The 21,148-nt window shown below is 65.7% G+C and carries 20 protein-coding genes and 1 pseudogene; 4 read left to right on the top strand and 17 right to left on the bottom strand.

Annotated features, from left to right (window positions below; genetic code table 11):
- Positions 1 to 321, bottom strand: a pseudogene (locus Q0R23_RS07770) (thymidine kinase); the annotation flags it as partial.
- Between the two features lie 128 nt (positions 322 to 449).
- Here Q0R23_RS07770 and Q0R23_RS07765 point away from each other — a divergent pair.
- Entirely contained in the window at positions 450 to 935 is a 486-nt protein-coding gene (locus Q0R23_RS07765) for a hypothetical protein (RefSeq protein WP_293911896.1), read from the top strand.
- Positions 936 to 1,073: 138 nt separating this feature from the next.
- On the opposite strand, the gene rpmE is transcribed toward Q0R23_RS07765, so the two are convergent.
- The 11 genes from rpmE to Q0R23_RS07710 form a co-directional block, all read right to left on the bottom strand.
- Complete coding sequence (rpmE, locus tag Q0R23_RS07760) at positions 1,074 to 1,286, bottom strand: 50S ribosomal protein L31 (protein WP_293911895.1); 213 nt, start codon at positions 1,284 to 1,286, stop codon at positions 1,074 to 1,076.
- A 111-nt stretch (positions 1,287 to 1,397) separates the two neighbouring features.
- On the bottom strand, positions 1,398 to 2,252 hold the full coding sequence (locus Q0R23_RS07755) for a sugar phosphate isomerase/epimerase family protein (protein ID WP_293911894.1): 855 nt from the start codon (positions 2,250 to 2,252) through the stop codon (positions 1,398 to 1,400).
- A gap of 48 nt (positions 2,253 to 2,300) precedes the next feature.
- Complete coding sequence (mutL, locus tag Q0R23_RS07750; protein WP_293911893.1) at positions 2,301 to 3,980, bottom strand: DNA mismatch repair endonuclease MutL; 1,680 nt, start codon at positions 3,978 to 3,980, stop codon at positions 2,301 to 2,303.
- Positions 3,981 to 3,984: 4 nt separating this feature from the next.
- A complete protein-coding gene (locus tag Q0R23_RS07745; protein WP_293911892.1) occupies positions 3,985 to 4,368 on the bottom strand; it encodes a hypothetical protein in 384 nt (127 codons plus the stop codon).
- On the bottom strand, positions 4,365 to 4,802 hold the full coding sequence (locus Q0R23_RS07740; protein WP_293911891.1) for a hypothetical protein: 438 nt from the start codon (positions 4,800 to 4,802) through the stop codon (positions 4,365 to 4,367). The genes Q0R23_RS07745 and Q0R23_RS07740 overlap by 4 nt, the downstream gene beginning before the upstream one ends.
- On the bottom strand, positions 4,799 to 7,381 hold the full coding sequence (mutS, locus tag Q0R23_RS07735; RefSeq protein ID WP_293911890.1) for a DNA mismatch repair protein MutS: 2,583 nt from the start codon (positions 7,379 to 7,381) through the stop codon (positions 4,799 to 4,801). Before mutS ends, Q0R23_RS07740 begins: the two co-directional genes overlap by 4 nt.
- A gap of 122 nt (positions 7,382 to 7,503) precedes the next feature.
- The gene (locus tag Q0R23_RS07730; RefSeq protein ID WP_293911889.1) at positions 7,504 to 9,153 is read right to left on the bottom strand and encodes a diguanylate cyclase; all 1,650 of its coding nucleotides are present in this window, start codon (positions 9,151 to 9,153) and stop codon (positions 7,504 to 7,506) included.
- Between the two features lie 436 nt (positions 9,154 to 9,589).
- A complete protein-coding gene (locus tag Q0R23_RS07725; RefSeq protein ID WP_293911888.1) occupies positions 9,590 to 10,210 on the bottom strand; it encodes a Fe-Mn family superoxide dismutase in 621 nt (206 codons plus the stop codon).
- Positions 10,211 to 10,415: 205 nt separating this feature from the next.
- On the bottom strand, positions 10,416 to 11,387 hold the full coding sequence (locus Q0R23_RS07720) for an RluA family pseudouridine synthase (RefSeq protein ID WP_293911887.1): 972 nt from the start codon (positions 11,385 to 11,387) through the stop codon (positions 10,416 to 10,418).
- Positions 11,388 to 11,788: 401 nt separating this feature from the next.
- Positions 11,789 to 12,187, bottom strand: coding sequence for a hypothetical protein (locus tag Q0R23_RS07715; protein ID WP_293911886.1), 399 nt, complete (start codon positions 12,185 to 12,187; stop codon positions 11,789 to 11,791).
- On the bottom strand, positions 12,174 to 13,091 hold the full coding sequence (locus Q0R23_RS07710) for a GNAT family N-acetyltransferase (RefSeq protein ID WP_293911885.1): 918 nt from the start codon (positions 13,089 to 13,091) through the stop codon (positions 12,174 to 12,176). Before Q0R23_RS07710 ends, Q0R23_RS07715 begins: the two co-directional genes overlap by 14 nt.
- Positions 13,092 to 13,386: 295 nt before the next feature.
- Between Q0R23_RS07710 and Q0R23_RS07705 the strand changes: the two genes are divergently transcribed.
- The gene (locus tag Q0R23_RS07705) at positions 13,387 to 13,989 is read left to right on the top strand and encodes a DUF4258 domain-containing protein (protein ID WP_293911884.1); all 603 of its coding nucleotides are present in this window, start codon (positions 13,387 to 13,389) and stop codon (positions 13,987 to 13,989) included.
- Positions 13,990 to 14,008: 19 nt separating this feature from the next.
- Here Q0R23_RS07705 and Q0R23_RS07700 read toward each other — a convergent pair whose 3' ends face one another.
- The 4 genes from Q0R23_RS07700 to Q0R23_RS07685 all read right to left on the bottom strand — a co-directional run bounded on the left by Q0R23_RS07700 (position 14,009) and on the right by Q0R23_RS07685 (position 17,960).
- Positions 14,009 to 14,650 carry a hypothetical protein gene (locus Q0R23_RS07700; RefSeq protein ID WP_293911883.1) on the bottom strand — a complete coding sequence of 214 codons (642 nt, stop codon included), beginning with the start codon at positions 14,648 to 14,650 and terminating at the stop codon, positions 14,009 to 14,011.
- Between the two features lie 160 nt (positions 14,651 to 14,810).
- Positions 14,811 to 15,920, bottom strand: coding sequence for a c-type cytochrome (locus Q0R23_RS07695; RefSeq protein ID WP_293911882.1), 1,110 nt, complete (start codon positions 15,918 to 15,920; stop codon positions 14,811 to 14,813).
- Between the two features lie 4 nt (positions 15,921 to 15,924).
- Positions 15,925 to 16,575, bottom strand: coding sequence for a TetR/AcrR family transcriptional regulator (locus tag Q0R23_RS07690; RefSeq protein ID WP_293911881.1), 651 nt, complete (start codon positions 16,573 to 16,575; stop codon positions 15,925 to 15,927).
- A 557-nt stretch (positions 16,576 to 17,132) separates the two neighbouring features.
- Positions 17,133 to 17,960: a methyltransferase domain-containing protein gene (locus Q0R23_RS07685; protein ID WP_293911880.1), complete on the bottom strand. Its 828-nt coding sequence runs from the start codon at positions 17,958 to 17,960 to the stop codon at positions 17,133 to 17,135.
- 285 nt (positions 17,961 to 18,245) lie between these two features.
- On the opposite strand from Q0R23_RS07685, the gene Q0R23_RS07680 reads away from it, so the two are divergent.
- Both Q0R23_RS07680 and Q0R23_RS07675 read left to right on the top strand, forming a co-directional pair.
- Positions 18,246 to 19,139: a UbiA family prenyltransferase gene (locus Q0R23_RS07680; RefSeq protein WP_293911879.1), complete on the top strand. Its 894-nt coding sequence runs from the start codon at positions 18,246 to 18,248 to the stop codon at positions 19,137 to 19,139.
- A gap of 1 nt (position 19,140) precedes the next feature.
- Entirely contained in the window at positions 19,141 to 20,514 is a 1,374-nt protein-coding gene (locus Q0R23_RS07675; protein ID WP_293911878.1) for an NAD(P)/FAD-dependent oxidoreductase, read from the top strand.
- 32 nt (positions 20,515 to 20,546) lie between these two features.
- Here the strand turns inward: Q0R23_RS07675 and Q0R23_RS07670 are convergent, their stop codons facing one another.
- Positions 20,547 to 20,843 carry a DUF1398 family protein gene (locus Q0R23_RS07670; protein WP_293911897.1) on the bottom strand — a complete coding sequence of 99 codons (297 nt, stop codon included), beginning with the start codon at positions 20,841 to 20,843 and terminating at the stop codon, positions 20,547 to 20,549.
- Between the last annotated feature and the right edge of the window lie 305 nt (positions 20,844 to 21,148).

Genomic DNA, 21,148 nt, shown 5'->3' with positions numbered 1-21,148 from the left:
TCCGGCGTCGAAGAACTGGGCCTCGTCGAAGGCGACGACCTGGGCGGGCTCGCCGGGCAGGTTAAACAGGCCGTCCTCGCCGCGCAGGTAGGCGCGGGCCTGGTCGGTGGAGTCGATGGCCACGGCCTCGGCGCTCTGGCCAGAATGGCTGGCGACGCGGGTAATGTGGTAGCGGTTGTCGAGCGCGGGCTTGAACACCACGGCGCGTTGCCGGGCGATCACCGAGCGGTTGACGCGGCGGATGAGTTCCTCGGATTTACCGCTGAACATCGGCCCCACGATCACTTCGAGGTGGCCGCCAGAGTAGGGAGATTTGAGCATGGATGTGGGGAGTGTAGCAGGAGAAGTTTCATCAGTTGAGGCTGTCCGAGTCTGGGGCTAATCTGCGCCAGCAACTCGAATTTACCTCATGGCCACCTTCTCGCGCCGAAGTGTGGCAGAATTTCAGCATGTCACAGTATAAATTTGAGATTATTCCACTCGAAAGTGTCGGGCCTGTCAAACTTGGTACGTCTAAAAAAGAAACGAGAAGGATTTTAAAAGGTACTGGAATGTCTCCGACAACACGATCTGAAAACGAGGACTCGTGCTCGGATCATGGTTTTGGCATATCTTATACAGATGGAGACGAGGACACTGCCCAAGTCTACGCTGTCGAACTCACCAATAATCTACCCAACAATCCTATTAAGGCGATGTTTCAAGGTAAGGATTTATTTGAAATATCGTATGAAGAATGTCGTCAGCATTTACTAGAGTTTTACAGTTTCAAACCAACCTATGATGAGTTCTCAGAATTAAGCTTCTCAGAATTAGATATGATACTTTCAAAGATGGACCATATGATGAAATATCTACACAAAGGACATTTCAATATTCTATCTATCGGGGACGGAGATCCCGATTATTGGAATTTGAGGCTTGGAAACATATAATATATTGCGGGGTTGATCCATTTTCATGGATAGTTTGGTGCATTCTCGACATCTATTTGTGATCGGTGAACATTTACAGTATTATCCAACAATCACAAAAAACCGGACCCCACGGCCCGGTTTCCCTCTCTCCACTCTTTACTTGCGGCGGTAGCTGTCGCCGAAGCGCTTGTTGAACTTGTCCACGCGGCCCTCGGTGTCGAGGAAGCGCTCCTCGCCGGTCCAGAAGGGGTGAACGCCGCTCCAGACATCGACGTGAATTTCAGGCCGGGTGCTCATGGTTTCCATGATGACCTTGCCCTGATAGATGATTTTGCAGGGAACCGCTTTGGGGTGGATGTCTTTTTGCATGCTGGGTATCCTTTGCCGTCACGTCGGTGTGCGTGGCCGGGCTTAGCGCCGCCGAGTATAGCAAATCTGGAGGCGCCGTGCCAAGGCGCACCGAAGCACAGTTGGCGTGCTTCACCCCTCCATCAGCCCGGATTTGATTGCGCCTGCCCGCAGAAACTTCAGGCCGCCCTCGGCGAGCTGCTGGCCGGAATACCGCGCCGGTTTCCAGATGCAGGTCGCGGCGGCCAGGTCGGCGTTCGGCGCCGCGAAGGATTCCAGCGTCAGGTAGCCGCTGAACTGGATGGCCGCCAGCCCGGCCCAGACCTCCTCCCAGTGAACGTTGCCGGTGCCGACCAGCCCTCTGTGGCTCTCGCTCATATGAATGAACTGGAGCCGCTGCCCCGCCCCGATCAGCGCAGCCCGGAAGCCCTCCTCCTCGATGTTCATGTGGTAGGTGTCGGCATGGACGTGCAGGTTGTCGGTGTCCAGGCCGTCGATGAAACCGCTGACATCGGCCAGCGTGTTGAACAGGTACGTTTCGTAGCGGTTGCAGGCTTCCAGACCCATGACGACGCCGCGCCGCTTGGCGTCCTCGGCCACGCGGGTCAGCGTCTCGGCGATCACGGCGTATTCGCCTGGCGTCGGCGGGGCGCCGGTCAGCACGCCCAGGGCGTAGGCGGTGCAGCCGGTCAGGTAGTGCGAGCCGAGCTGTTCCATGCGGTCGAGCACGCTGCTCAGAAAGCGTTCGGCCTCGTGCGGATGGGTCGGCATGTGCGCCCACTTCGGCAGACTCAGCGAGCAGACCGCCGCCAGGCCGCGTTCCTCCAGCAGCGCCCGGTGCTCAGCGGCCTCGAATTCGCCCGGCCTCAGCAGCGGAATCTCGATGAAGTCCAGCCCCGCGTCGGCGGCGTAGCCGATCACCCGCTGGAGGGTGGCAGTGGTCCAGTCGCTCTCCCAGGAAAACGCGTGTGCGCCGAACTTGATCATGGCTACTCCCCTGTTCAGGATCTGGGCTGGACGAAGGCCCGGTGACGGTCACGATTCGAATTCAGCACGGCTCAACTCAGGTTCCTCGGCCCGTCCCACCTTCGCCTCCACCTCGTCGCGTCCCCTCGCCACGTCGCGCACGCTGCGGCGCCCGAAACCGTGCATCAAATCGCGCTCAGACAAGCGCAGCACCGTGGGGCGCCCGTGGGGACAGGCCCAGGGCTGCTCGCAGACGGCCAGCATACTCAGCACCGCCGCGCCGCGCCCGGCGTCGAGCATCCCGGCTTTCAGGGCGGGGGCGCAGGCCAGACGGCCCAGCACCTCGCGTTCGGGCGAGAGGCCCTGGCCCAGCGCCGATTCGACGATCTGTTCGTGCAGCCGGGGCACCGGCAGGGCGGCCAGCACGGCGGGCAGGCTGCGCAGGCGGGCCAGTCCGGCGCCGAAGGCCTCGATGCTCAGGCCCCAGCGCTGCAATTCTTCAGCACGTTCATGAAGGCGGGCGAGCTGTTCGGGGCTCAGGTGCAGCAGTTCGGGCTCGGCCAGCTCCAGCGGCGGCTCGCTGCACAGGCGTCTGGACAGCTCCTCGTAGATGACGCGCTCGTGGGCGGCGTGGGCGTCCACAATCCACAGGTCGCCCTCACCTTCGGCCAGCAGGTAGGTTCCCCGGTAGACACCGACCAGGTGGAGTTCGGGGAAGCTGCCGGTGACGGGCGCGCCGAGCAGCGGAGCGGGTGAGCGCAGCTCCGGCACGGCGCGGGCCAGCGCCTGCCCGGCCAGGGCGCGGCGCACGGCAGCGGTGAGACGGGCAGCCAGTGCGCCCAGGTCGGCCAGCGCCACCACCGCTTTGGCCGGGTGGACGTTCGGATTCACGTCCTCCGGGGGCAGGCTCAGATTCAGCACACACAGCGGGGCGTGTCCGGCGGCCAGCAGTTCGGCGTAGCCGTCGATCACGGCGCGTTCCAGCTCCGGCGGCGCCTGGACCGGGCGCCCGTTGACCGCGAAGTGCATCCGGTCCCGGCGCGGGCGGCTGAGTTCGGGGCGGCTGAGAACGCCCGCGATACCGTCATCATCGAAGCTCAATACCCGGTTTGAACTCAGCGGGCCGTAGACGCTCGCCACCGCGCCCCGGTGATCGGCGGGCGCGTGAAGCAGGCGGCTCTCACCGTCCACGCTGAGTTTCCAGTGCAGCCGGGGCCAGTGCAGCACGTAGCGCGACACGAGCGCGGTGATTTCCCGAATTTCCGCCGCCGCCGGAAGCTGGGTGCGCAGCCGGGCGGGCAGGTGGGCGAACAGCCCGGAGACGCTGACCGTCGTGCCCGCCGGGGCCGTCGTTTTGCTGACTTCAACGTCGTCGCCGTGCGCTCGGAGTTCCGCAGCGCCGAGCTGCGCACTCGGACGGGTCACCAGCCGCAACTTCCCGGCCTGGGCCAGCGCCCACAGCGCCTCGCCCCGGAAGCCCAGCGTGGTTACCCGGTCCACCGATTCGAGTTTGCTGGTCGCGTGCCGCAGCGGCGAGAGGGCCACGTCAGGCGCCGCGATGCCGCCGCCGTTGTCGCGCACTTTTATCAGTTTGAGGCCGCCGCCGTCCACCTCGATGTCGATGCGGCTGGCCCCGGCGTCCAGGGCGTTGTCGAGCAGTTCGCGCACCACGTCTGTCGGACGCGAAACGACCTCCCCCGCCGCGATCTGGCGGGCGAGTTCGGGGGGAAGGATGCGGATGGGGGTCATACGGTCATCGTCCTGCGCCCGGATGAGTGCAAAGGTCGCGGAGTCGCCCCAGGCGCAGCGCAAACGCCCCGTCCCGCCGGATGTCGATGCTCAGGCCGCCGCCGACATAATGACCGGCAGAGCCCGGTTGATACACGAAGTTCAGGGCGTACCCGTGTCCCCGGTAGCGCCGCACGAGCAGCGACTGAGTGTTGCTGGGCACGAGCTGAAGCGTCTGATCATTCCGGCAGTGCAGCGTCTGATACGGCAACTTGAAATACTCAGGACTCAGCCCCTCTGCCAGGGCGTCCCCATGATTCAGGAGGAGCGTCTGATTCAGCAGGAGCGCAAAGGCGACGCCGCGCCTGCTTAGACTTGCGGTCTTCGGGCACTTCATCGGCTTACTCATATATTCAGCGTGATCGATGGCTCCAGCGGGAGCGGCGTGAAGGCCAGGGTGCCGGGGCTGAAGGCGTAGCGGCCCACCGGCCAGCCCATCAGCGAGGCGATGAGTTCCAGGTCGCCGGTCTGGTCGCCCTGTGTGACGCCGGTAAACCACCACACGTCGTCGGCGTCGGACTTGAGGTAGACCACCGGGGCCTCGCTCCAGTTCAGGCCCACCGCGAACGGCTGGCCGAAGCGGTGCAGATCGCAGACCATCACGCCGCAGCCGATGATGACGGCGTAGCGCCCGTTGCGGGTCATCAGCGCGGCGACGGGCGTGCCGTACATCTCGCCCAGCGGCCAGGCGAAGCCGTCTGGGCGGCAGATTTCCAGGCTGTGCCCGTCAGCCCAGACGGCAAACCCCCCTGCCTCGGCCAGCAGCACAGGAGACTCGCTCACGCCCTCAGCCCCGATTGCCAGCGGTGCAGCAGCGCCAGGGCGTCCAGCGGGGTCAATCTAGCCAGGTCGAGGGCATCAAGTTCGGCGCTCAGTTCGCCGCCTTCCGGGCGCACGCTGAGCGCCCCGAGCAGCGCGGCGGCGCGGGTGGTCACGCGGGCGGGCAGGCCAGCCAGGCGGGCGACCTCCACGCCGTAGCTCTGGTGGGCGGCGCCGGGAATGACCTGGTGGTAGAAGGTCAGCGTACCGGCCTCCTCCTCGGCGGCGACGTGCAGATTCACCAGGCCGGGCAGCTCGCCTTCCAGCCGGGTCAGCTCGAAGTAGTGGGTGGCGAACAGCGTGTAGGTGCCGGTCTCGTGCAGGTGTTCCAGCGCCGCGCGGGCGATGGCCAGACCGTCCAGGGTAGACGTGCCGCGCCCGATCTCGTCCAGAATCACCAGTGAAAGCGGCGTGGCGTGATGCAGAATTCCGGCCAGCTCGCTCATCTCGACCATGAAGGTGCTGCGCCCGCCCGCCAGGTCGTCCGAGGCGCCGATGCGGGTGTGGATGCTGTCGAAGATCGGCAGCTCGGCGGCGTCGGCAGGCACGAAGGAGCCGATCTGGTGCAGCAGGGCACAGATGGCGACGGTGCGCAGGTAGGTGCTCTTACCGGCCATGTTCGGCCCGGTCAGCAGCAGCGTGCGGCGAGACGGCGACAGCTCGGCGTCGTTAGGCACGAAGTTGCCGTTGCTGACCAGTTCGACGACCGGATGCCGGGCCTGGGTCAGATGCAGGCGCTGGTCGCTCAGGGTCTGCGGGCGGGTCCAGGCGCGGGTGGCGGCGATCTCGGAGAGGGCACACAGCACGTCCAGTTCGGACATGGCTCCGGCGGCCTCGCTGAGCGCGTCGGCACTGGAGGCCAGCGAGGCGCGGAGTTCGGTGAAGACCTCGGCTTCCAGACGTTCGGCGGCCTGTTCCAGCCGGGCGATCTCGCGCTCGCGTTCGCGCAAATCACTGCGGGTAAATCTGGCGCGGTCCTTGAGGGTGGCGATCTGGCGGTAATCGGCGGGCACTTTACTGAGGTGGGCCGAGGTAATTTCCAGGTAATAGCCGAAGACGGTGTTGAAGCCGACCTTGAGGCTGCCGATGCCGGTGCGCTCGCGCTCGCTGCGTTCCAGTTCGGCCAGCCAGGCGCGGTGGCCCAGGGCCTCGTTCCGCAGCCGGTCCAGCTCGGCGTGAAAGCCCTCGCGGATCAGCCCGCCGTCCGAGGCGCGAATGGGAGGCTCGTCCACCAGCGCGGCGCGGATCAGGCTGACCACATCCGGTAGCGCGACCAGGCGGGCACGCACGCCGCTGAGCAAACCAATACTCAGCAGTCCGCCGCCACCGGCAGCCTCGGCGGCGCTGGCCAGCAGTTCGCCCGCGTCGGGCAGCAACTCCAGGGTGCGGGCCAGGGCGGCGACCTCGCGGGGCGTGGCGCGGGCGGCGGCGACGCGGGCGACCAGGCGCTCCAGGTCGTGGGCGCGGTAGAGCAGCGAGCGCACGCCGCTCCGTAGATCGCTGGCGCGGGTCAGGGCCTCCACCGCGTCGAGGCGGGCGCTCAGGCTCAGTCGGTCGAGCAGCGGGGCACGCAGCCAGGCGCGCAGGCGGCGGCGACCCCCGGCTGTGCGGGTTTGCCCCAGCGCGTCCATCAACGTGCGGCCCTGGGGCGACTGGGCGGTGAAGACTTCCAGCGCCCGCAGCGCCCAGTCGCTCAGGCGCATGTGGGCGCCCGGCTCAAAGCGCACCAGGCGGCGAACCATCCTGAGATCGCTCTCCTCGCCCACGCTCTGGTGGACCCGTCTGGCATAGCCGAGCACGGCGCCGCAGGCACGGGTCAGCCCCTCGCTGCCGCCCAGCACGCCGGGAAGTTCGCCCAGCACGGCGGTGAGCGCTGCCTGGCACGCCTCCAGTCCAAAGTTGCCCTGCGAGAGCATCAGCGGAAATCTGGCCTTGAAGTCGCTCAGCAGCGCAGTGTTTTCTGCCAGTTCGGGCGCCAGCAGCACCTCGCGGGCTCGCCAGCGGCTGAGTTCGTCGTACAGGCCGGTGCGGCTACTGAAGGCGGCGCAGCGGAATTCGCCGGTGGACAGGTCCAGCAGCGCCAGCGCGTAGCCGTCGCCGGTCGCCACCGCCGCCAGATAATTCTCGTCTGCGCTGAGGTGGCGCTCCTCGGTCACGGTGCCGGGCGTCAGCAGTTGCGTGACCTTGCGCTCGACCAGGCCCGCACCGGGCAGCTCCATCTGCTCGGCCACCGCCACGCAGACGCCCTTGCCGAGCAGCTTTTCCACGAAGCTGTCGAGCGTGCGAATCGGAATGCCCGCCATCGAGGTCGAGAAATCCTTGCTGCTCTTGTGCGTCAGGGCGATGTTCAGCAGCCGGGCGGCGCGTTCGGCGTCTTCACCAAAGGTTTCGTAGAAATCGCCGCACTGGAACAGCAGCAGGGCGCCGGGGAGCTGCGATTCGGTCATGTCGCGCAGCTCCACGTACTGTTCGAGCATCGGCGGCAATTTGCCCTGCCCGACACCTTTGAGCTTGCCCCGCTGGGGGTCGAGCGTGGTCGTCATCTGGATCAGAGTGTAGCGTTCTGCTGGAGGCGTAGCGAGGGGGAGGGGTCACGGTTTGGGGGGCCGACGCCCCGGCTGGTGGCTGGTGGCTTGTAGGTAAAGACGGGAAATGGGAGTACGCCCTAGCCTGCTCTCCGGGCGCTGGGTAGCCGGTCCTTGTGGCGGTACATCCGGGCGTCAGCGAGGCGCACGACGGCCTGAGCCGTATCGTCACTGGCCATATCGTTTCCGGCCATTTCGGCGCCGCTCACGCTGTCACCGGCCCTCTCGGCGCCGACTTCATGCGAGTAGGCCAGGCCCACGCTGGCCGAAGTCTGGGCAAAGCCGCCTGAGCGCACCACCCCGGCAACCTGCGCCACCCTCACGATCTCCCCGGCACCGGCCCGCTCCGGCAGATCCGACCAGACCAGCGCGAACTCGTCGCCGCCCAGACGGTAGAGGCCCGAACAGTCCACGAATTCGGCCTGCAAGGCCTGGGCAAAGCAGCGCAGCAGCTCGTCGCCGCGCTCGTGGCCGCCTCGGTCATTGATGGCCTTCATGCCGTCGAGGTCGATCATCATCACGGCGTAGGGCTTTTCGGAGGCGCGTTGCAAAGCCAGGGCGCGGTCAAAGGCGTGGCGGTTACCCAGGCCGGTCAGGCTGTCGCGCCAGGCGGCGGCCTCCACGGCTTGCAGGTGGGCGCGGCGCTCCAGCGAACCCCGGATGCTGCGCCCAGCCGCCTCGCACAGCGCCCGGTCGCTGCTCAGCCAGGGCCGGGCGTGCGGGTGCCCGGCCTGCTGTTCAAGCCGCCTCATGAGCCGCACCGCCACCAGCACGTAGTTGCGGCCATCGTAGCTGCCCAGCGGCAACACCGCCGCCGCCCCCACGCCCATCGCCACGAACTGCGGCAGGGCACGCGGATGCGCCGGGTAATCGTCGATAAACGAGTTGCGCTGCACCCTGGACGCCAGGTCGCTGGCGCCGACCAGAAAGGCGTTGAGATCAACCGGCGCCGTCTCGTCCAGTTCTGTCTTGTCCGGTTCTGTCTCGTCCGGTCGTTCGGCGCGGTGATCCCAGGCGCTCAACACCTCGACCCCCTCGCCGGACATGACCAGCAGCCCGGTCCAGTCCACGTCCACGGCCTGACTCAGCAGCGCCGCGCTCGCCTCGGTGGCCAGCGCCGGGTCGAGGTCCTCACCGAACAGCGCCGTGATGGCCGAGAGCGTCTGCGCGTGCGCGGTGGCGCGGCGCAGGTCATCCACCTGGGCCGCGCTGGCCGCCAGGTGGCGACCGAGTTCGAGCTGGCGGACCCGCAGTTCCAGCGCCTCGACCACCAGCCCGGCAAAACTGCCCAGCAACCAGATTTCGCGCTCACCGAAGGGCCGGGTCTGGGTATCGACGACGCACAGCGTGCCGATGGCGTGACCACCGGGGGTGATGAGCGGCACACCGCCGTAGAACTGCACGAAGGGCGAGCCCACCACGCCCGGATTCTGAGCGAAGCGCGGGTCCTGGCGGGCGTCGGTGATGATGGTCGGCTCGCGGTCCAGAATCGCCCAGGTGCAAAACGAACTGTCTCTGGGCGACTCACCGCGCTCGCCGCCGACACACGACTGGCTCCAGATGCGAAACTGGTCCACGAAATTAATCATCGCCATCGGCACGCCCAGCACCTCGCGCACCAGGGCGGTGATGCGCTCGAAACTCTCCTCCGGCGGCGCACCCAGCACCTCGTAGCGGGCCAGCGCCATCAGGCGGGCGTATTCGGTTTCGGGCACCGGGGCAACCAGCATCCGAAGATAGTAGATGAAACTATCCGTCAAATCTATGACAAAACCGTGTTCACTGAAGCTACCGTGTTTACTGGAGTTACCGTGTTTACTGGAGTTACCGTGTTCATTAGAATTAAAACTGTATGAAGATCAGATATGGCGATCAGACATGGCGATCAGATGAGTTTATCTGGGTTCGGTGCGGTGAGCTGAAGCCAATGGTGAGATGAACCAATATCAGGACGGTCGTACCTGATTCGGCGCCCCCATGTTCATGCCGCCCGGCAACGAAAAACGCGCCCGGAGACGCGCTCTAGAGCAGATGTCATAAAAAGGGTCTTTTTATGACCGAGCGGAGCGAGTAGTTTTGAATGAGCAGGACGCAGAATGGAGGCGCGGGGAGGCTGTTTTCCCCGTGGCGTAATTCGGAGTACTGCTCTACAGTTCGGCTTTACGCTTACCGGGCGCTGCTGAAGCGGCGCGATACCTCGTCCCAGTTGACGACGTTCCAGAAGGCTTTCAGGTAATCGGGGCGCCTGTTCTGGTAGTTGAGGTAGTAGGCGTGCTCCCAGACGTCCACACCCAGGACCGGGGTGCCGGAGACGCCCGCTGTTTCCTGGCCCATCAGCGGGCTGTCCTGGTTGGCGGTACTGACCACGGCCAGTTTGCCGCCCTGCACGACCAGCCAGGCCCAGCCGGAGCCGAAACGGGTCTTGGCGGCGTCCTCCAGCTTCTCCTTGAAGGCGTCCATGCTGCCGAAGGCCTCGGTGATGGCCTGGCTCAGCTCGCTGCTCGGCGAGCTGCCCGCGCCGCCCAGCACGGTCCAGAACAGGCTGTGGTTGGCGTGGCCGCCCGCGTTGTTGCGCAGCGCGTTTCTCTTGTCGGCGGGAAGTTGATCGAGCTTGGTGATCAGTTCCTCCACCGGCAGGTCGGCCATCGGGCTGCCTTCGAGGGCCTTATTGGCGTTGTCGATGTAAGCCTGGTGGTGCTTGCCGTGGTGAATCTGCATGGTCCGGGCGTCGATGTGCGGCTCCAGAGCGTCGAAGGCGTAGGGCAACTGGGGAAGGGAGTAGGTCATGATGGGGCTCCTTTGATGCCTGCGCCGCACAGGGAAAACAGCACAGGGAAAACAGCAGCGGCGCGGGGCTGAGCCTCATCTTAGCGCCGAGGGTGAGAGCCGGATTGTTCAGACGTTCTTTAGGCGAGCTGGATAGTGCAAGCCGGGCAGTGCTCAGTTTAGCCGGGCAGTGCTCAGTTTAGGCAGTGCTCAGTCTGGGCAGTGCTCAGTCTGCGGGCACGTCAAGCAGCCCGGCAGGCAGGGCGCCGCCGCCCAGGGCGGGCCAGGCGCCTTGCAGATCGGCGGGTGGCGGCGCGACCAGGTGCAGGTCCTCGCCCGTTACCGGATGCGGGATGGTGAGCTGCCAGGCGTGCAGGGCCTGCCGGGGGATGACCGTGCTGGCGCTGCCGTAGACCTTATCGCCCACGATGGGGCTACCCAGGTGCGCCAGGTGGACCCGGAGCTGGTGGGTGCGCCCGGTACGCGGCTCGCAGCGCACCAGCGCCAGCGTGCGCCCGTCACGCTCGCCCAGGTGGGTCGCCAGCGGCACAAAGTGGGTCTGGGCCTCGCGCGACACGGCGCCGCCGACGGTCATGCGCTGGCGGTCTTGCAGGTGGCGGCCAATCGGGGCGTCGATGTCCACGGGGTTTTCGGCCTTCCAGATGCCCTGCACCAGCGCCAGATAGACCTTTTTGGTTTCGCGCTCCTTGAAGCTGGCCGACAGCCGGGCGTGGGCCGCCACCGTCTTGGCGACCACGATCACGCCGCTGGTGTCTTTATCGAGCCGGTGAACAATGCCGGGTCGGTAGCCGCCCTCACCGTCGAAATCGTCCTGTTCGGGCAGTTCCATGCGGCCCAGCAGCGCGTTGACCAGCGTGCCGGTGGTGACGCCCGGCGCCGGATGGGTGGTCATGCCATGCGGCTTGTTGATGGCGATCAGCGAGTCGTCCTCGTAGAGCACGTCCAGCAGCACGTCTTCGGCGTCCACGAAAAAGCTGCGCGGCGGCGGCACGTTCAGGGTCAGGGCCTCGCCTCCGCGCAGTTTGGCGCTGGGTTTGGTCACGGTGCGGCCATCCACCGTCACCTGTTTGTCTTCGATCAGGGCCGCCACCTGCGAGCGCGACACGCCCGACAGTTCAGCCAGGGCCGCGTCGAGGCGTCCGGGCGTGGCGAGGAAGGTCAGGGATTGGGCAGTCACCCAGGTAGTGTAGGGCTTGTGACGAGCAGCTTGTGGGGACGGTCGAGTTGCGTCGGTGGGGCTTCGGCTCGTTGCCAATGCGTCGGCTCCCCCACCCCCCAGCGGCCAGGCCCATTGGGGCGAGGGAGCTTACGCTGCGCTAGGCATGGTACATCCGATCCGTCTCACACGCACTTTGTCTCTCCGCGTTCTCCACATCGTGGAGGTCACGTAGGGCGCCCGTGCTCAACAATTGCCCATCACTGACTGCGCTGGAATATACTGATCGACTTCGGCAAAAACGCTCACTGGGCGCGGGCTTTTGGCTCCCTTTTCAGGGGAGCTGGCTGCGCAGCAGACTGAGGGGTGGGTTGCCTCAGACCTCAAAAACCAGAGCTACACTCCTCCGCCTCGCTCCTCGATCATTCGTCCCAGTCATCACTCTCGCCGCCGACTCGGCGTCCGCGTTTGTTGACGGCTTTGCGCTCCTTTTTGCTGCGGGGGCGGGGCGGCAGGCCCATGACGTAGCGGCCCAGGCCACAGCGGGCCTCGACCTCGCCCAGCCGCTCCAGCGGGTCGGCCTGGCCGCTGCCTGCCGGGTGAAAGTGGGTCTGGGCGCAGTGAGGGCAGGGGGCGACTATCCAGAAGCCCACGCGGGTGCCGGGCAACTCGCGGAAACTGACGGCGACTTCGGGAACGCTGACGGGGCGCGGCTTGGCCATGATGCCCAGACGGTAGCGCAGCCGATGCCAGGCTACTGTGAGGGCACTCAGAACCCCACTGCCAGGCTGCTTACCAGACTGCTTGTTAGGCTTCCTCACCTTCGGGCTCCAGCAGGTAGGTGACCACGCTGCGGCTGTGGCTGAAGCCCGCATGGGCGTACAGGCTGCGGGCGGCGCCCTCGTGGTCGTGGGCACGGAGCTGCAAGGCGCTGACCTCCGGGTGAGCGAAGGCGGCGTGGGCGGCTCTGAGCAGCAGTTGCCGCCCGTGGCCCTGGCCGCGCTCCGCCGGGTGGACCGCCAGGTAGGTCATGCGGGCCAGCTCACCGTCGAATTCCAGCTCGGCAAAGCCCAGTGCCCGAAAGCCCGGTGCCCGAAAACCCGGCGCCCGAAAACCCGGTGCCCGCCCGCCGCGCAGCAGCACCGTCAGTTCGACGTCCGGCGAGTGCAGGTGGCTTTGAAGCTGCGCCTCGCTCCAGTGCAGCCGCTCGCTCCAGGTGTCTTCCGAGGCCCGGTACAGTGAGCGGTAGGTCTGCGAATCGGTGGTGTCCGACAAACTCAGGCCGTCCGGCAGGGCGCTGAGTTTCGGCAGGCGACTGAGCTGGTCGCGGGTCAGGCGGTAAAAATCCGTGCTGTGCATGGCGGTAAAACTGACGGCCTCCAGCGCCGAGCGCACCGGCAGATTATCGCGGGCCGCAAAGGCGTAGACGCTCTGGTTGTCGTTGTGCTTGAGCGCCTCACCCAGCAGCCGGTGCAGGGTGTCGGGCGCCTCCGAGAGCGGGCCTTCGAGCAGCAGCCCGTCCTGAAACGGCGACAGGGCCGCGAAGGCCGTCACGCTGCCCAGGTCGTCGGCGGCCACCAGACAGGTCTTCCCAGCGTTTTCCAGCACCAAGTCGTCGGGCGTGCGGGCGTCGGGGGCGAACACCTCGCGCTCCGGGGCGCCGTCCATCCACGAGAGCAGGCTGACGACATCGGGGCCGTCACTGGCTTGCAGGGTCCGAATCATACACAGTCCTCCCACACGGGCCTCTGGGTGGTCAGTGTCGGAAACCAGATCAGCTCCGCCTTGAATTGGGGCCAGTCTAGGCGCCTGGGGGCCGGGGCGAACTGTACATTCTCACCACGCCTGGGGGGGGCGGCGTGTTACCATGACCGTATGCCCTGAACAGGGTACTGACTGAACTCTCCCACGCAACGCCGCAGCGCGTTCCGGGGGATTTTTTGTTTTGGACAGGCTGAAGTGAGCGGCGTAAACGGCTGGAATGGGAGGGGGATTGACCTTGAAGGAGCCGCAAAGTCCGATGGCTGAGTTGCTGGCCCTGCGTGCCCAGTTGGGCCGCGCCGAGCGTGCCGAGCGCGCCGCCGCCCTGGAAAAGCGCCGCGCACCCCGGCCAGCCAACATTCCCCTGAAGCCGCTGAGGCCCCAGCGCGAGGCCGAGCTGAGCGGCGTGAACACCGACGACTTTCAGCTTTCCCGCGCCCACGCCCGGATGCGCGAGGCCGTCTACGAGGGCCACTACCACGTCTGCGCCCACGCGGTCGGCCACGCCCGCGCCGAGGGCTTTTTGGAGCACGACATCATGGCGGTGCTGCTTGCGGGGCGCGTCCGGGCGGTTTACCCCGATGAGAAACGCTGGCTGGTCGCGGGCTACTTCGAGGCGTGCGGGGTGGCCCTGCCGCTGCATGTGGTCGTGGAAGTCCACCCAGAACGCGGCCCCGGTGGCCCCAGCGATTTTCTGGATGTGGTCACGGCCTTCGTGCCCAAGCACCCGCACCACATCATCAGCCGCGCCAGATTGGCCGTCATGCTGCGCTACGACGACGAAAAGGTGCAGCATAGGTTGGCGCCGGTTGCCAGTAAAACGGGAAACAAGAGTAAGGGGAAGTGGCGGAAGGGGGCGTGAGCATACAGACTTACAATGCTCATTCTGAAACGCAGTCGTAATCATATGCGCCTGAAACTGGCAATACGCGCCTTGTTCCCAGTTTCTTGAGTCTCGGAATAGCGTAGTCGTCAACGAAGACCTCCATCTCGGCCTCATTATTTAGACTTCTAAAGCGAATATACTCTAGACATACCTTAGCATCCGTGTATTTGACTTTATTTACGCCGTCAGCAACAACTGTCTTCAAACCGCCGGAAAGATTCCACAATCGGAGTGTGTTATTTCCAAAGCCGATAACATATTGACTGTTCGGCACCCAGGCGATGAATTTAACGCCATCGTTCTTCAAATGGAGCACGCTGGCGTCATGACGAACAACATAAGCTTCGGACATCCACGCCTTAGTGTTATTGCTGTAAAAGTGAATAAGTGTCGATTTACCGTCGGGTGACTCTTCGTTCAATGCAACATACCAGCCATAGAGACACCCGCCTGTGTCAGACTGCTCTTCCTTCGGAAACTTGACAACGACTTCTAAACCGTTGTACGCCTGCACTTTTACATCAGAGTTCGGCCCACATCTCTCACCCTGCTGAGCTGAGACACTGCTCAAGTTCAAAAATAACACAAATACCTCAAAAAATACTGTCTTTCTTGCAGTTCGAAGGTTAAGTTTCATCTTTCAACCACTCTACCACTGTTTCGCCCGCACAAACTCCTCAACCGAAGCCCCGATAATTCCGGCCCGGCCATCGTGTGTCATTGCCCCCTACTCTACCGTTTCCGGAACAAAAATCCGCCGCAGCCCACTCCAGGCGCGGCGGACGTTCATCCCCGACTTACTGCAAGGTTTTGATGAAAGCGTGGACATCCAGAATCTGGGCGTCGCTGAGCTGTTCGGGGGTAAAGCGGGGCATGGTGGCGTTGAGCATCTTGCCGGGCGCCTGGCCCTGGCGCAGCGAGGCGGTGAATTGGGCGTCGTCCCAGGACTTGGGGCCGTCGGAGGTCAGCAGGTTGGCACCGACGCCGCCCGCGCCGCCTGCGCCGTGGCAGACCGCGCAGTTGACGGCGGGCATGGTCGCCCCGGCGAAGATGGCCCTGCCCGCCGCCGCGTCGCCCGTGCTGCCTGTCCCTGCCGCTGAGAGCGTGGCCGGGGCCTTGCCTGCCGGGTTTGCGGTGGCCGGAGTGGCGCCGGGCGTCACCGTGTTGGTGCCTGGAGTGGTTTTGGGCGGCGTCACCGTGCCGTCGTTGTTGGTGACCACCGGGGCCTGCACGTCGCCGGAGGGGTTGTTGGCGTTGGTCGGCTTGGTGGCCGCGCTGGTCGGCGACTGACCCGACGCCCGGTCACGTGCCCGGACACCTGCACCCTGAACGGCGGTGGCCGGGGCGGCAGGCTGGTTGCTGCCGGGCTGCTTGGCCGTGCTGGCTGCCGAGGGGGTGCTGGCTGCCGAAGCCGTGCTGGCCGCAGACGGAGCGTTCTCGGTGCTCACGCCCGTGCTGGCGCCCGCCTGGGGATCGGGTCCGGCGCTGCCTGCCGCTCCTTTCGGGGCATTGACGGTGTTGGCGGGCGTGTCGCCCGAAGCGGTCGGGGTGGTGTTGTTCTGCGCCTCGGCCCCGGTGGTGCTCGGCACTGCCGCCGTGTTGCCCTGAGCGCCTGCCGGAGCGTTGCTGGCCGCCGAGGGATTGGTAGTCGCGCCCGCTACTGGAGCCGCTGCTGAAGGTGTTGTTGCTGCCGTGACCGCGCTGGGAGTCGTCATAGCGCCGCCACTGGCTGCCGCACTGACCGTCGCAGTAGCCGCCGGAGTACCGGCCATCGCGGTTCCGGCAGCGTCCGCCGTGCTGCTCGCCGCCGCCTCGTGATGGCCCGCGCCGACCCGGTAGGCGGTGAAAGCGCCGCCCAACGTTCCCACGATCAACAGCGTCATAGACACGATAAATGCGTTTCTCATAAGGTCACCCTAGCACAGCCTCCGGGGCGCTTTGACCCTCCTGAGCGCCGTCTGAATGAGGCCACAAGAGCGCACTCAGACCCGCCAGACACACCGAGCGGTAACGCCCCAGATCCGGCGCCGGATCAGCCAGAAATCGCACGCTCAGGCCATCGACCAGCGCCCGCAGTCGCCAGGCCCGCGCCAGCATGTCGCCCGGCTCGCCCTGACCCGCTGATGAACCCAGTGCGGCGAGTTCGCTATCCAAGCTCAGGTTGGCGGCCACCAGGCTGCGCTGCACCACCATCAGCGCCTCGCTGCGGGCCGCTGCCGAGAGCAGATCGAGCGAGACGGTGTAGTAACGCCGGGTGTTGAGCACGCCGTAAAACTGGTTTTCGACGTAGGCGAGCAGTTTGGCTTCGGGCGTGGGGGCCAGTCTCAGGGCGCGGCGGGTGGCGGCGCTGACCGTGCGCACGAAGCGGCGCATCACGGCGGCCAGCAGTTCTTCCTTGCTGCCGAAGTGGTACACCAGCGTGCCCCTGCTGACGCCTGCACGGGCCGCGATATCGGCCAGCGTCACGGTACTGAAACCGTATTCGTAGATCGCCTGGTAGGCCGCCTGCTCCAGCGCCGCACGTCGCCGCCGGTCCTGCACGGGATCGACGCTGCGGGCCATGTGGTCAGTGTAGAGCCTGCCGGGTTGAATCCGGGCGGGTTGCGTCTCTGGGCTGGACGAGGCTGGGGCGGTTGGGTTGCGTTGTTGGGCTTCAGCTCGTTGCGAATGCGAATGCACCCCCACCCCCCCACCCCCGCCCAGGTGGGGCGTAACTGGCCATAGGTTCGGGGGAGAGCAGGCGTGCCCAGGCGCGTCCGTTCTGCTCGATAAGGCCCCTCACCTTTCTTGATTAACTGATGTGTCAATAGAACCTTGGAGGGAGCTTGTCGCTGCGCTAGGCATGGTACTTCCGAGTCGTTCTACACGCTCTTTACTTCGCCGCGTTCTCCCCATCGTGGCCGGTTACGTAGGGCGCCCGTGCTCCACATCTGCCCATAACTGACTTCGCTGGAAGGTAGTGGTCTACTTCGGCGGAAAACAGCGTCTGAGTGTGCGTTGTTAGCCCCTCGCCCCCTGCGGGAGAGGGAGGGAGCCGCGAAGCGGCGGAAGGGTGAGGGTGCGTGAGCGCCAGCGAATGCCCTTCCTCCCTTCCCACAAGCCACGCGCCACAAGCCAGTTCACCCTCCCCCCTTCATGCCGCTGGCGCTGCGTAGGGCGAGCACCTGCGACTCGGCTCTCTCCTGCGCCCAGACGCTAAACTCCTGCTCGGCCAGGGCGCGTTCGGCTTCGCTCAGGTGGCCCGCCGCCACGACCTGATGACCGCGTGAGGCGATGACGGTGCCCCACACAGCGATGCGGCGCCCGAAGTCGGGGGCGCCGCGCCGGGCGGTTTCGAGCTGGGGTTCGCTCTGCACAGCGTGCAAGCCAGCGGCATGCAGCCAGCTTTCCAGTTCGTCGGCGGGGGCGTTGGGCAGTCCGGCGGCGGCTCGCCAGGCCAGGAAACGGGCGCGGAAGTGGGCCACGGAAGGCGGTACGGGCGGCACCATCTGCGCCTGGAAGTGCTGGTAGTCGAGCACGAACAGGCGCCCGCCAGGCCGCAACACGCGGCTGAGTTCGCGGACGGCCCGCAGCGGTTCGCCCAGCCACTGGAGCACGCGGGCCGCCACCACCACGTCAAATTCGGCGCCATACGGCAGGTCGTAGAGGTCAGCCTCCACGAATCTGAGGTTGGCGCTGAGATTGGGTTGCGCGGCCCCCCGCGCACGGGCCTGGTCCAGCAGCGCCGCGCCCATGTCCAGGCCGATGACCTGAGCGGGAAACACCGCCTGGGCCATTCCCAGCGTCATGGCTCCGGTGCCGCAGCCCACGTCGAGCAGCCGCAGGCCGGGCCGCAGCTCACGGGCCAGGGCCGGATAGTCGCTGGCGAGTGTGCGGGCACTCAGGATGGACGCCGCGCCCAGCGGCAGTTCGGCGCAGCGACGGGCCAGGGCGTCATCTGTGGTCATGGCTCAGGGTAGCAGCAGCGAGGGGCAGATGTAATATCAAAATGGCTTACCGCTTTGCGCATGATAATGATTAGCCCGGAATACCCAGCATTCGTAATTTATGTCGGCGGCGGCCCGGACCGGACAAAGTGCCCGCACGGCCACCCCTAGAGCAGTACTCCGAATTACGCCACGGGGAAAACAGCCTCCCCGCGCCTCCATTCTGCGTCCTGCTCAGTCAACACTACTCGCTCCGCTCGGTCATAAAAAGGGTCTTTTTATGACATCTGCTCTATACTTTCAGCCGTGAGCCGTAGTCAACCGCGTCATACCGCCCTGCGCTCCCTGCCGCTGCGCCGCCTGCTGCTGGTGTCGCGGCCCGCACTGTGGGTCAACACGCTGGGCGTGGCGATCACCGGGCTGTGGCTCTCCGGTCAGCTCTGGAACGGAACGCTGGCCTGGACGGTGCTGCTGGCCTACCTGAGTTTGCCGTTCAATGCGCTGATCTACGGCCTGAACGACTTATCCGACCTTGAAGAAGACGCCCGCAGCGTTCGCAAAGGCGGCTGGCAGGGCGCCCGGCTCCTGTCCGGCGAGGCCGCGCCGCTGCTGCGAGCGGTTCTGGCGCTGAATCTGCCGTTTCTACTGGCGCTCGGCTGGCTGCTCTCCCCCGCCGCCTGGGGCATACTGCTGCTGAGCGCGGGCCTGTTCGCGGGCTACAGCCTGCGCCCGCTGCGCTTCAAGTCCCGCCCTGGCCTCGACGGGTTGTCCAACGTCGCTTACGCCCTGCCGCTGCTGATTCCGGCGCTGATGTCTTCTCCAGATTCAGGCCGGAGCGTGCCCTGGCTGGCCTGCGCCGCGCTGGGCGCCTACTCGGTGGGCAAGCACACCTTCGACGCCGTGCAGGACATTCCCGCCGACTCGGCTTCCGGCACCCGGACCACCGCCACCTGGCTGGGCGCCTCCGGCGCGGCCCGCTACGCCCTGGCCTGGTTTGGCCTGGCCGGGGCGCTGCTGTGGCCGCTGAGCCCGCTGAGCAGCGCCGCGCTGTGGCTCGTCTGCGGCGGCATGGCCCTGGCCTTGTGGCGGCGGCCCACCTCCCAGCAGGCCGCCCGGCTCTACCGGCTGAGCATCGTCTCGCCCTGGCTCGTCGGCGTGGTCAGCGGCGTGCAGCTCGTCTGTAACCTGGCACGCGGCTGAGGTGAAGCCTTTCACCGGCATTCTCGGCGGGGGAATCGCGGGCCTGAGCCTGGCGGCGCTGCTGGGACAGGCAGGGCACGCGGTCACGGTCTACGAGGCCGGGGCGCCAGGCGGCAAACTCTCGCGGCTGGACGTGGGCGGCCTGGAGTTCAGCACCGGGCCGAGCCTGTTCACCTTTCCCGGCGTCTGGCGCAGGTTTTTATCTGTTCTGAACGAGACCGACGCCCTGAATCTTCAACCCCTGCCGGGCGGGCTGGGCACGCACCACACGCCGTTCGGGGCCGTGCCGCTGCCGGTGGCGGAGGGCCATCCGCTGCACGGAGACTGGCAGCGCTACGTCCGGGCAGTCGGGCCGCTCACAACGCACCTGGAAACGCTGCTGACCACGCCGCCGCGCCTGGGCAGTGCGGCGTTTATCCGGGCCAGCGCCGCCGTTGGAAAAGTGCTGGGGCCACACCTGAGCGCCGAGGGTTGGATCAGGGCGCAGCGCTTCCCGCCGCCGCTGGCTCACGCGCTACGAGCCCAGGCGCTGAACGCCGGACTGAGCCCGCAGGACGCCCCGGCGCTGTACGCGCTGCTGCCCGCATTGATCGCGGCTCAGGTCTTTCGGCCCGCCGGGGGCATGGGGGCGCTGCTGGCCGAGCTGCTGAGGCTGTGTGCGGCGCGGGGCGTGACGGTCCGCGCCGGAACGCCTGTCTTGAGCCTGGACGCCCGGCGGGCCACCATCCAGCTTGAGGGCGAGGCCATGCAGCACGACCTGATCGTCAGTGCCCTGGACCCGGCCCGGCTGGCAGTGCTGCGCGGCCTACCGACTCGGAGCGGCCCGCGCACCGTCAGCGGCCTGGCCCTCTACGCGGCGTTTGAACATGAGCTGAATCTGCCCGCCACGACGGTCCTGACGCCCGGTTCATACCGCGATTTCCGCGCCGCGCTGCACGCCCGCGCCCTGCCGCCCGACACATTGGCCCTGATTCACGCTGACGGACGCAGGCTGGCGCTGCTGCTGAGCGTCCCGGCGACGGGGCAGCCGATGGACCCGGAGCAGCCGTGGGTGCGCGCTCAGATTCACCGAGTAGAGCGGGCGCTGGGCGTACCGGGATTGCTGCAACAGGCAACGGCTGTTCGCACGCTGGACCCGGCCCACTACGCCTGGCTGGGCACGCCGGGCGGCGCCATCTACGGGCGGGCCAATCCGCTGTGGCGAGCCGGGCCGGTGCATCCACAGCCGTACCGGATCGGTGCCCGGCTGTGGCAGGTCGGTACGGCGGTGCATCCGGGCGGCGGTATTCCGGCGATTCTGGGCGGGGCGCTGATCGTAGCGCGGTTGTTGGATGGTGGGCTGCTGGGTAGAGGGTTGTTGGGCGAGCAGGCATGAAAATGACCTGAATTGACCTCAACTACTGACTTTTAGCCAGTGACCTCGACCAGCAGTTTGTTTCCCGACTTGTCGTAATAGGTCATGGTCATATTGATCGTGTCGAAGGTCCATTTTTCTACACCACTCTCGGCGAGTCCCTGGGACATCTCGATATAAGAAGTCTGGCTCCCCTCGTGGAGAGTCAGGTGCTCCAAAAGGCTTTCCTTGCTGCTCGTTTCAGAAATCGCCAGCTTCTCATGTGTTGGTGGGGAGACGACTGTCTGACCGCCTCCAAAATATTCCGAGTGGCCGTCTGTAACGTCAGAATCGTACCGTTCGACGCCGATAGCTCTAGAGCAGTTCTCCGAATTACGTCACCGAGTAAACCGCCACTCGGCGACTCCATTCTCCGTCCTGCTCTCTGTATTTCACTCCCGCTGGTCGGTCATAAAAACGGGGTTTTTATGACAAATGCTCTAAGTACATTGATTTCTATATTTTGATACTCTTATAGTGACGACTCATCTTTTCGCGACAGTGTTCTACGGTGAAGTGCCAGTTCACCGTCGTTCCAGCGGTGTTTCTCTGGTCAATCCAGCTCGTCACTTCATCCTTCAGGGTAGATTGATCGGCAATTCGTCGGTTCAAACAC

The organism is Deinococcus sp. (assembly GCF_025362455.1).
Lineage (GTDB): Bacteria > Deinococcota > Deinococci > Deinococcales > Deinococcaceae > Deinococcus.
This window is presented reverse-complemented; position numbering and strand designations above follow the sequence as displayed.

Bases quoted from the DNA above. Each gene is read 5' to 3' on its own strand.
- Q0R23_RS07755 (WP_293911894.1), bottom strand. From the start codon at position 2,252: ATGATCAAGTTCGGCGCACACGCGTTTTCCTGGGAGAGCGACTGGACC.
- Q0R23_RS07705 (WP_293911884.1), top strand. From the start codon at position 13,387: ATGGCTGAGTTGCTGGCCCTGCGTGCCCAGTTGGGCCGCGCCGAGCGT.
- Q0R23_RS07765 (WP_293911896.1), top strand. From the start codon at position 450: ATGTCACAGTATAAATTTGAGATTATTCCACTCGAAAGTGTCGGGCCT.
- Q0R23_RS07695 (WP_293911882.1), bottom strand. From the start codon at position 15,920: ATGAGAAACGCATTTATCGTGTCTATGACGCTGTTGATCGTGGGAACG.
- Q0R23_RS07700 (WP_293911883.1), bottom strand. From the start codon at position 14,650: ATGAAACTTAACCTTCGAACTGCAAGAAAGACAGTATTTTTTGAGGTA.
- Q0R23_RS07730 (WP_293911889.1), bottom strand. From the start codon at position 9,153: ATGCTGGTTGCCCCGGTGCCCGAAACCGAATACGCCCGCCTGATGGCG.
- Q0R23_RS07725 (WP_293911888.1), bottom strand. From the start codon at position 10,210: ATGACCTACTCCCTTCCCCAGTTGCCCTACGCCTTCGACGCTCTGGAG.
- Q0R23_RS07690 (WP_293911881.1), bottom strand. From the start codon at position 16,575: ATGGCCCGCAGCGTCGATCCCGTGCAGGACCGGCGGCGACGTGCGGCG.
- Q0R23_RS07685 (WP_293911880.1), bottom strand. From the start codon at position 17,960: ATGACCACAGATGACGCCCTGGCCCGTCGCTGCGCCGAACTGCCGCTG.
- Q0R23_RS07710 (WP_293911885.1), bottom strand. From the start codon at position 13,091: ATGATTCGGACCCTGCAAGCCAGTGACGGCCCCGATGTCGTCAGCCTG.
- rpmE (WP_293911895.1), bottom strand. From the start codon at position 1,286: ATGCAAAAAGACATCCACCCCAAAGCGGTTCCCTGCAAAATCATCTAT.
- mutL (WP_293911893.1), bottom strand. From the start codon at position 3,980: ATGACCCCCATCCGCATCCTTCCCCCCGAACTCGCCCGCCAGATCGCG.
- Q0R23_RS07745 (WP_293911892.1), bottom strand. From the start codon at position 4,368: ATGAGTAAGCCGATGAAGTGCCCGAAGACCGCAAGTCTAAGCAGGCGC.
- mutS (WP_293911890.1), bottom strand. From the start codon at position 7,381: ATGACGACCACGCTCGACCCCCAGCGGGGCAAGCTCAAAGGTGTCGGG.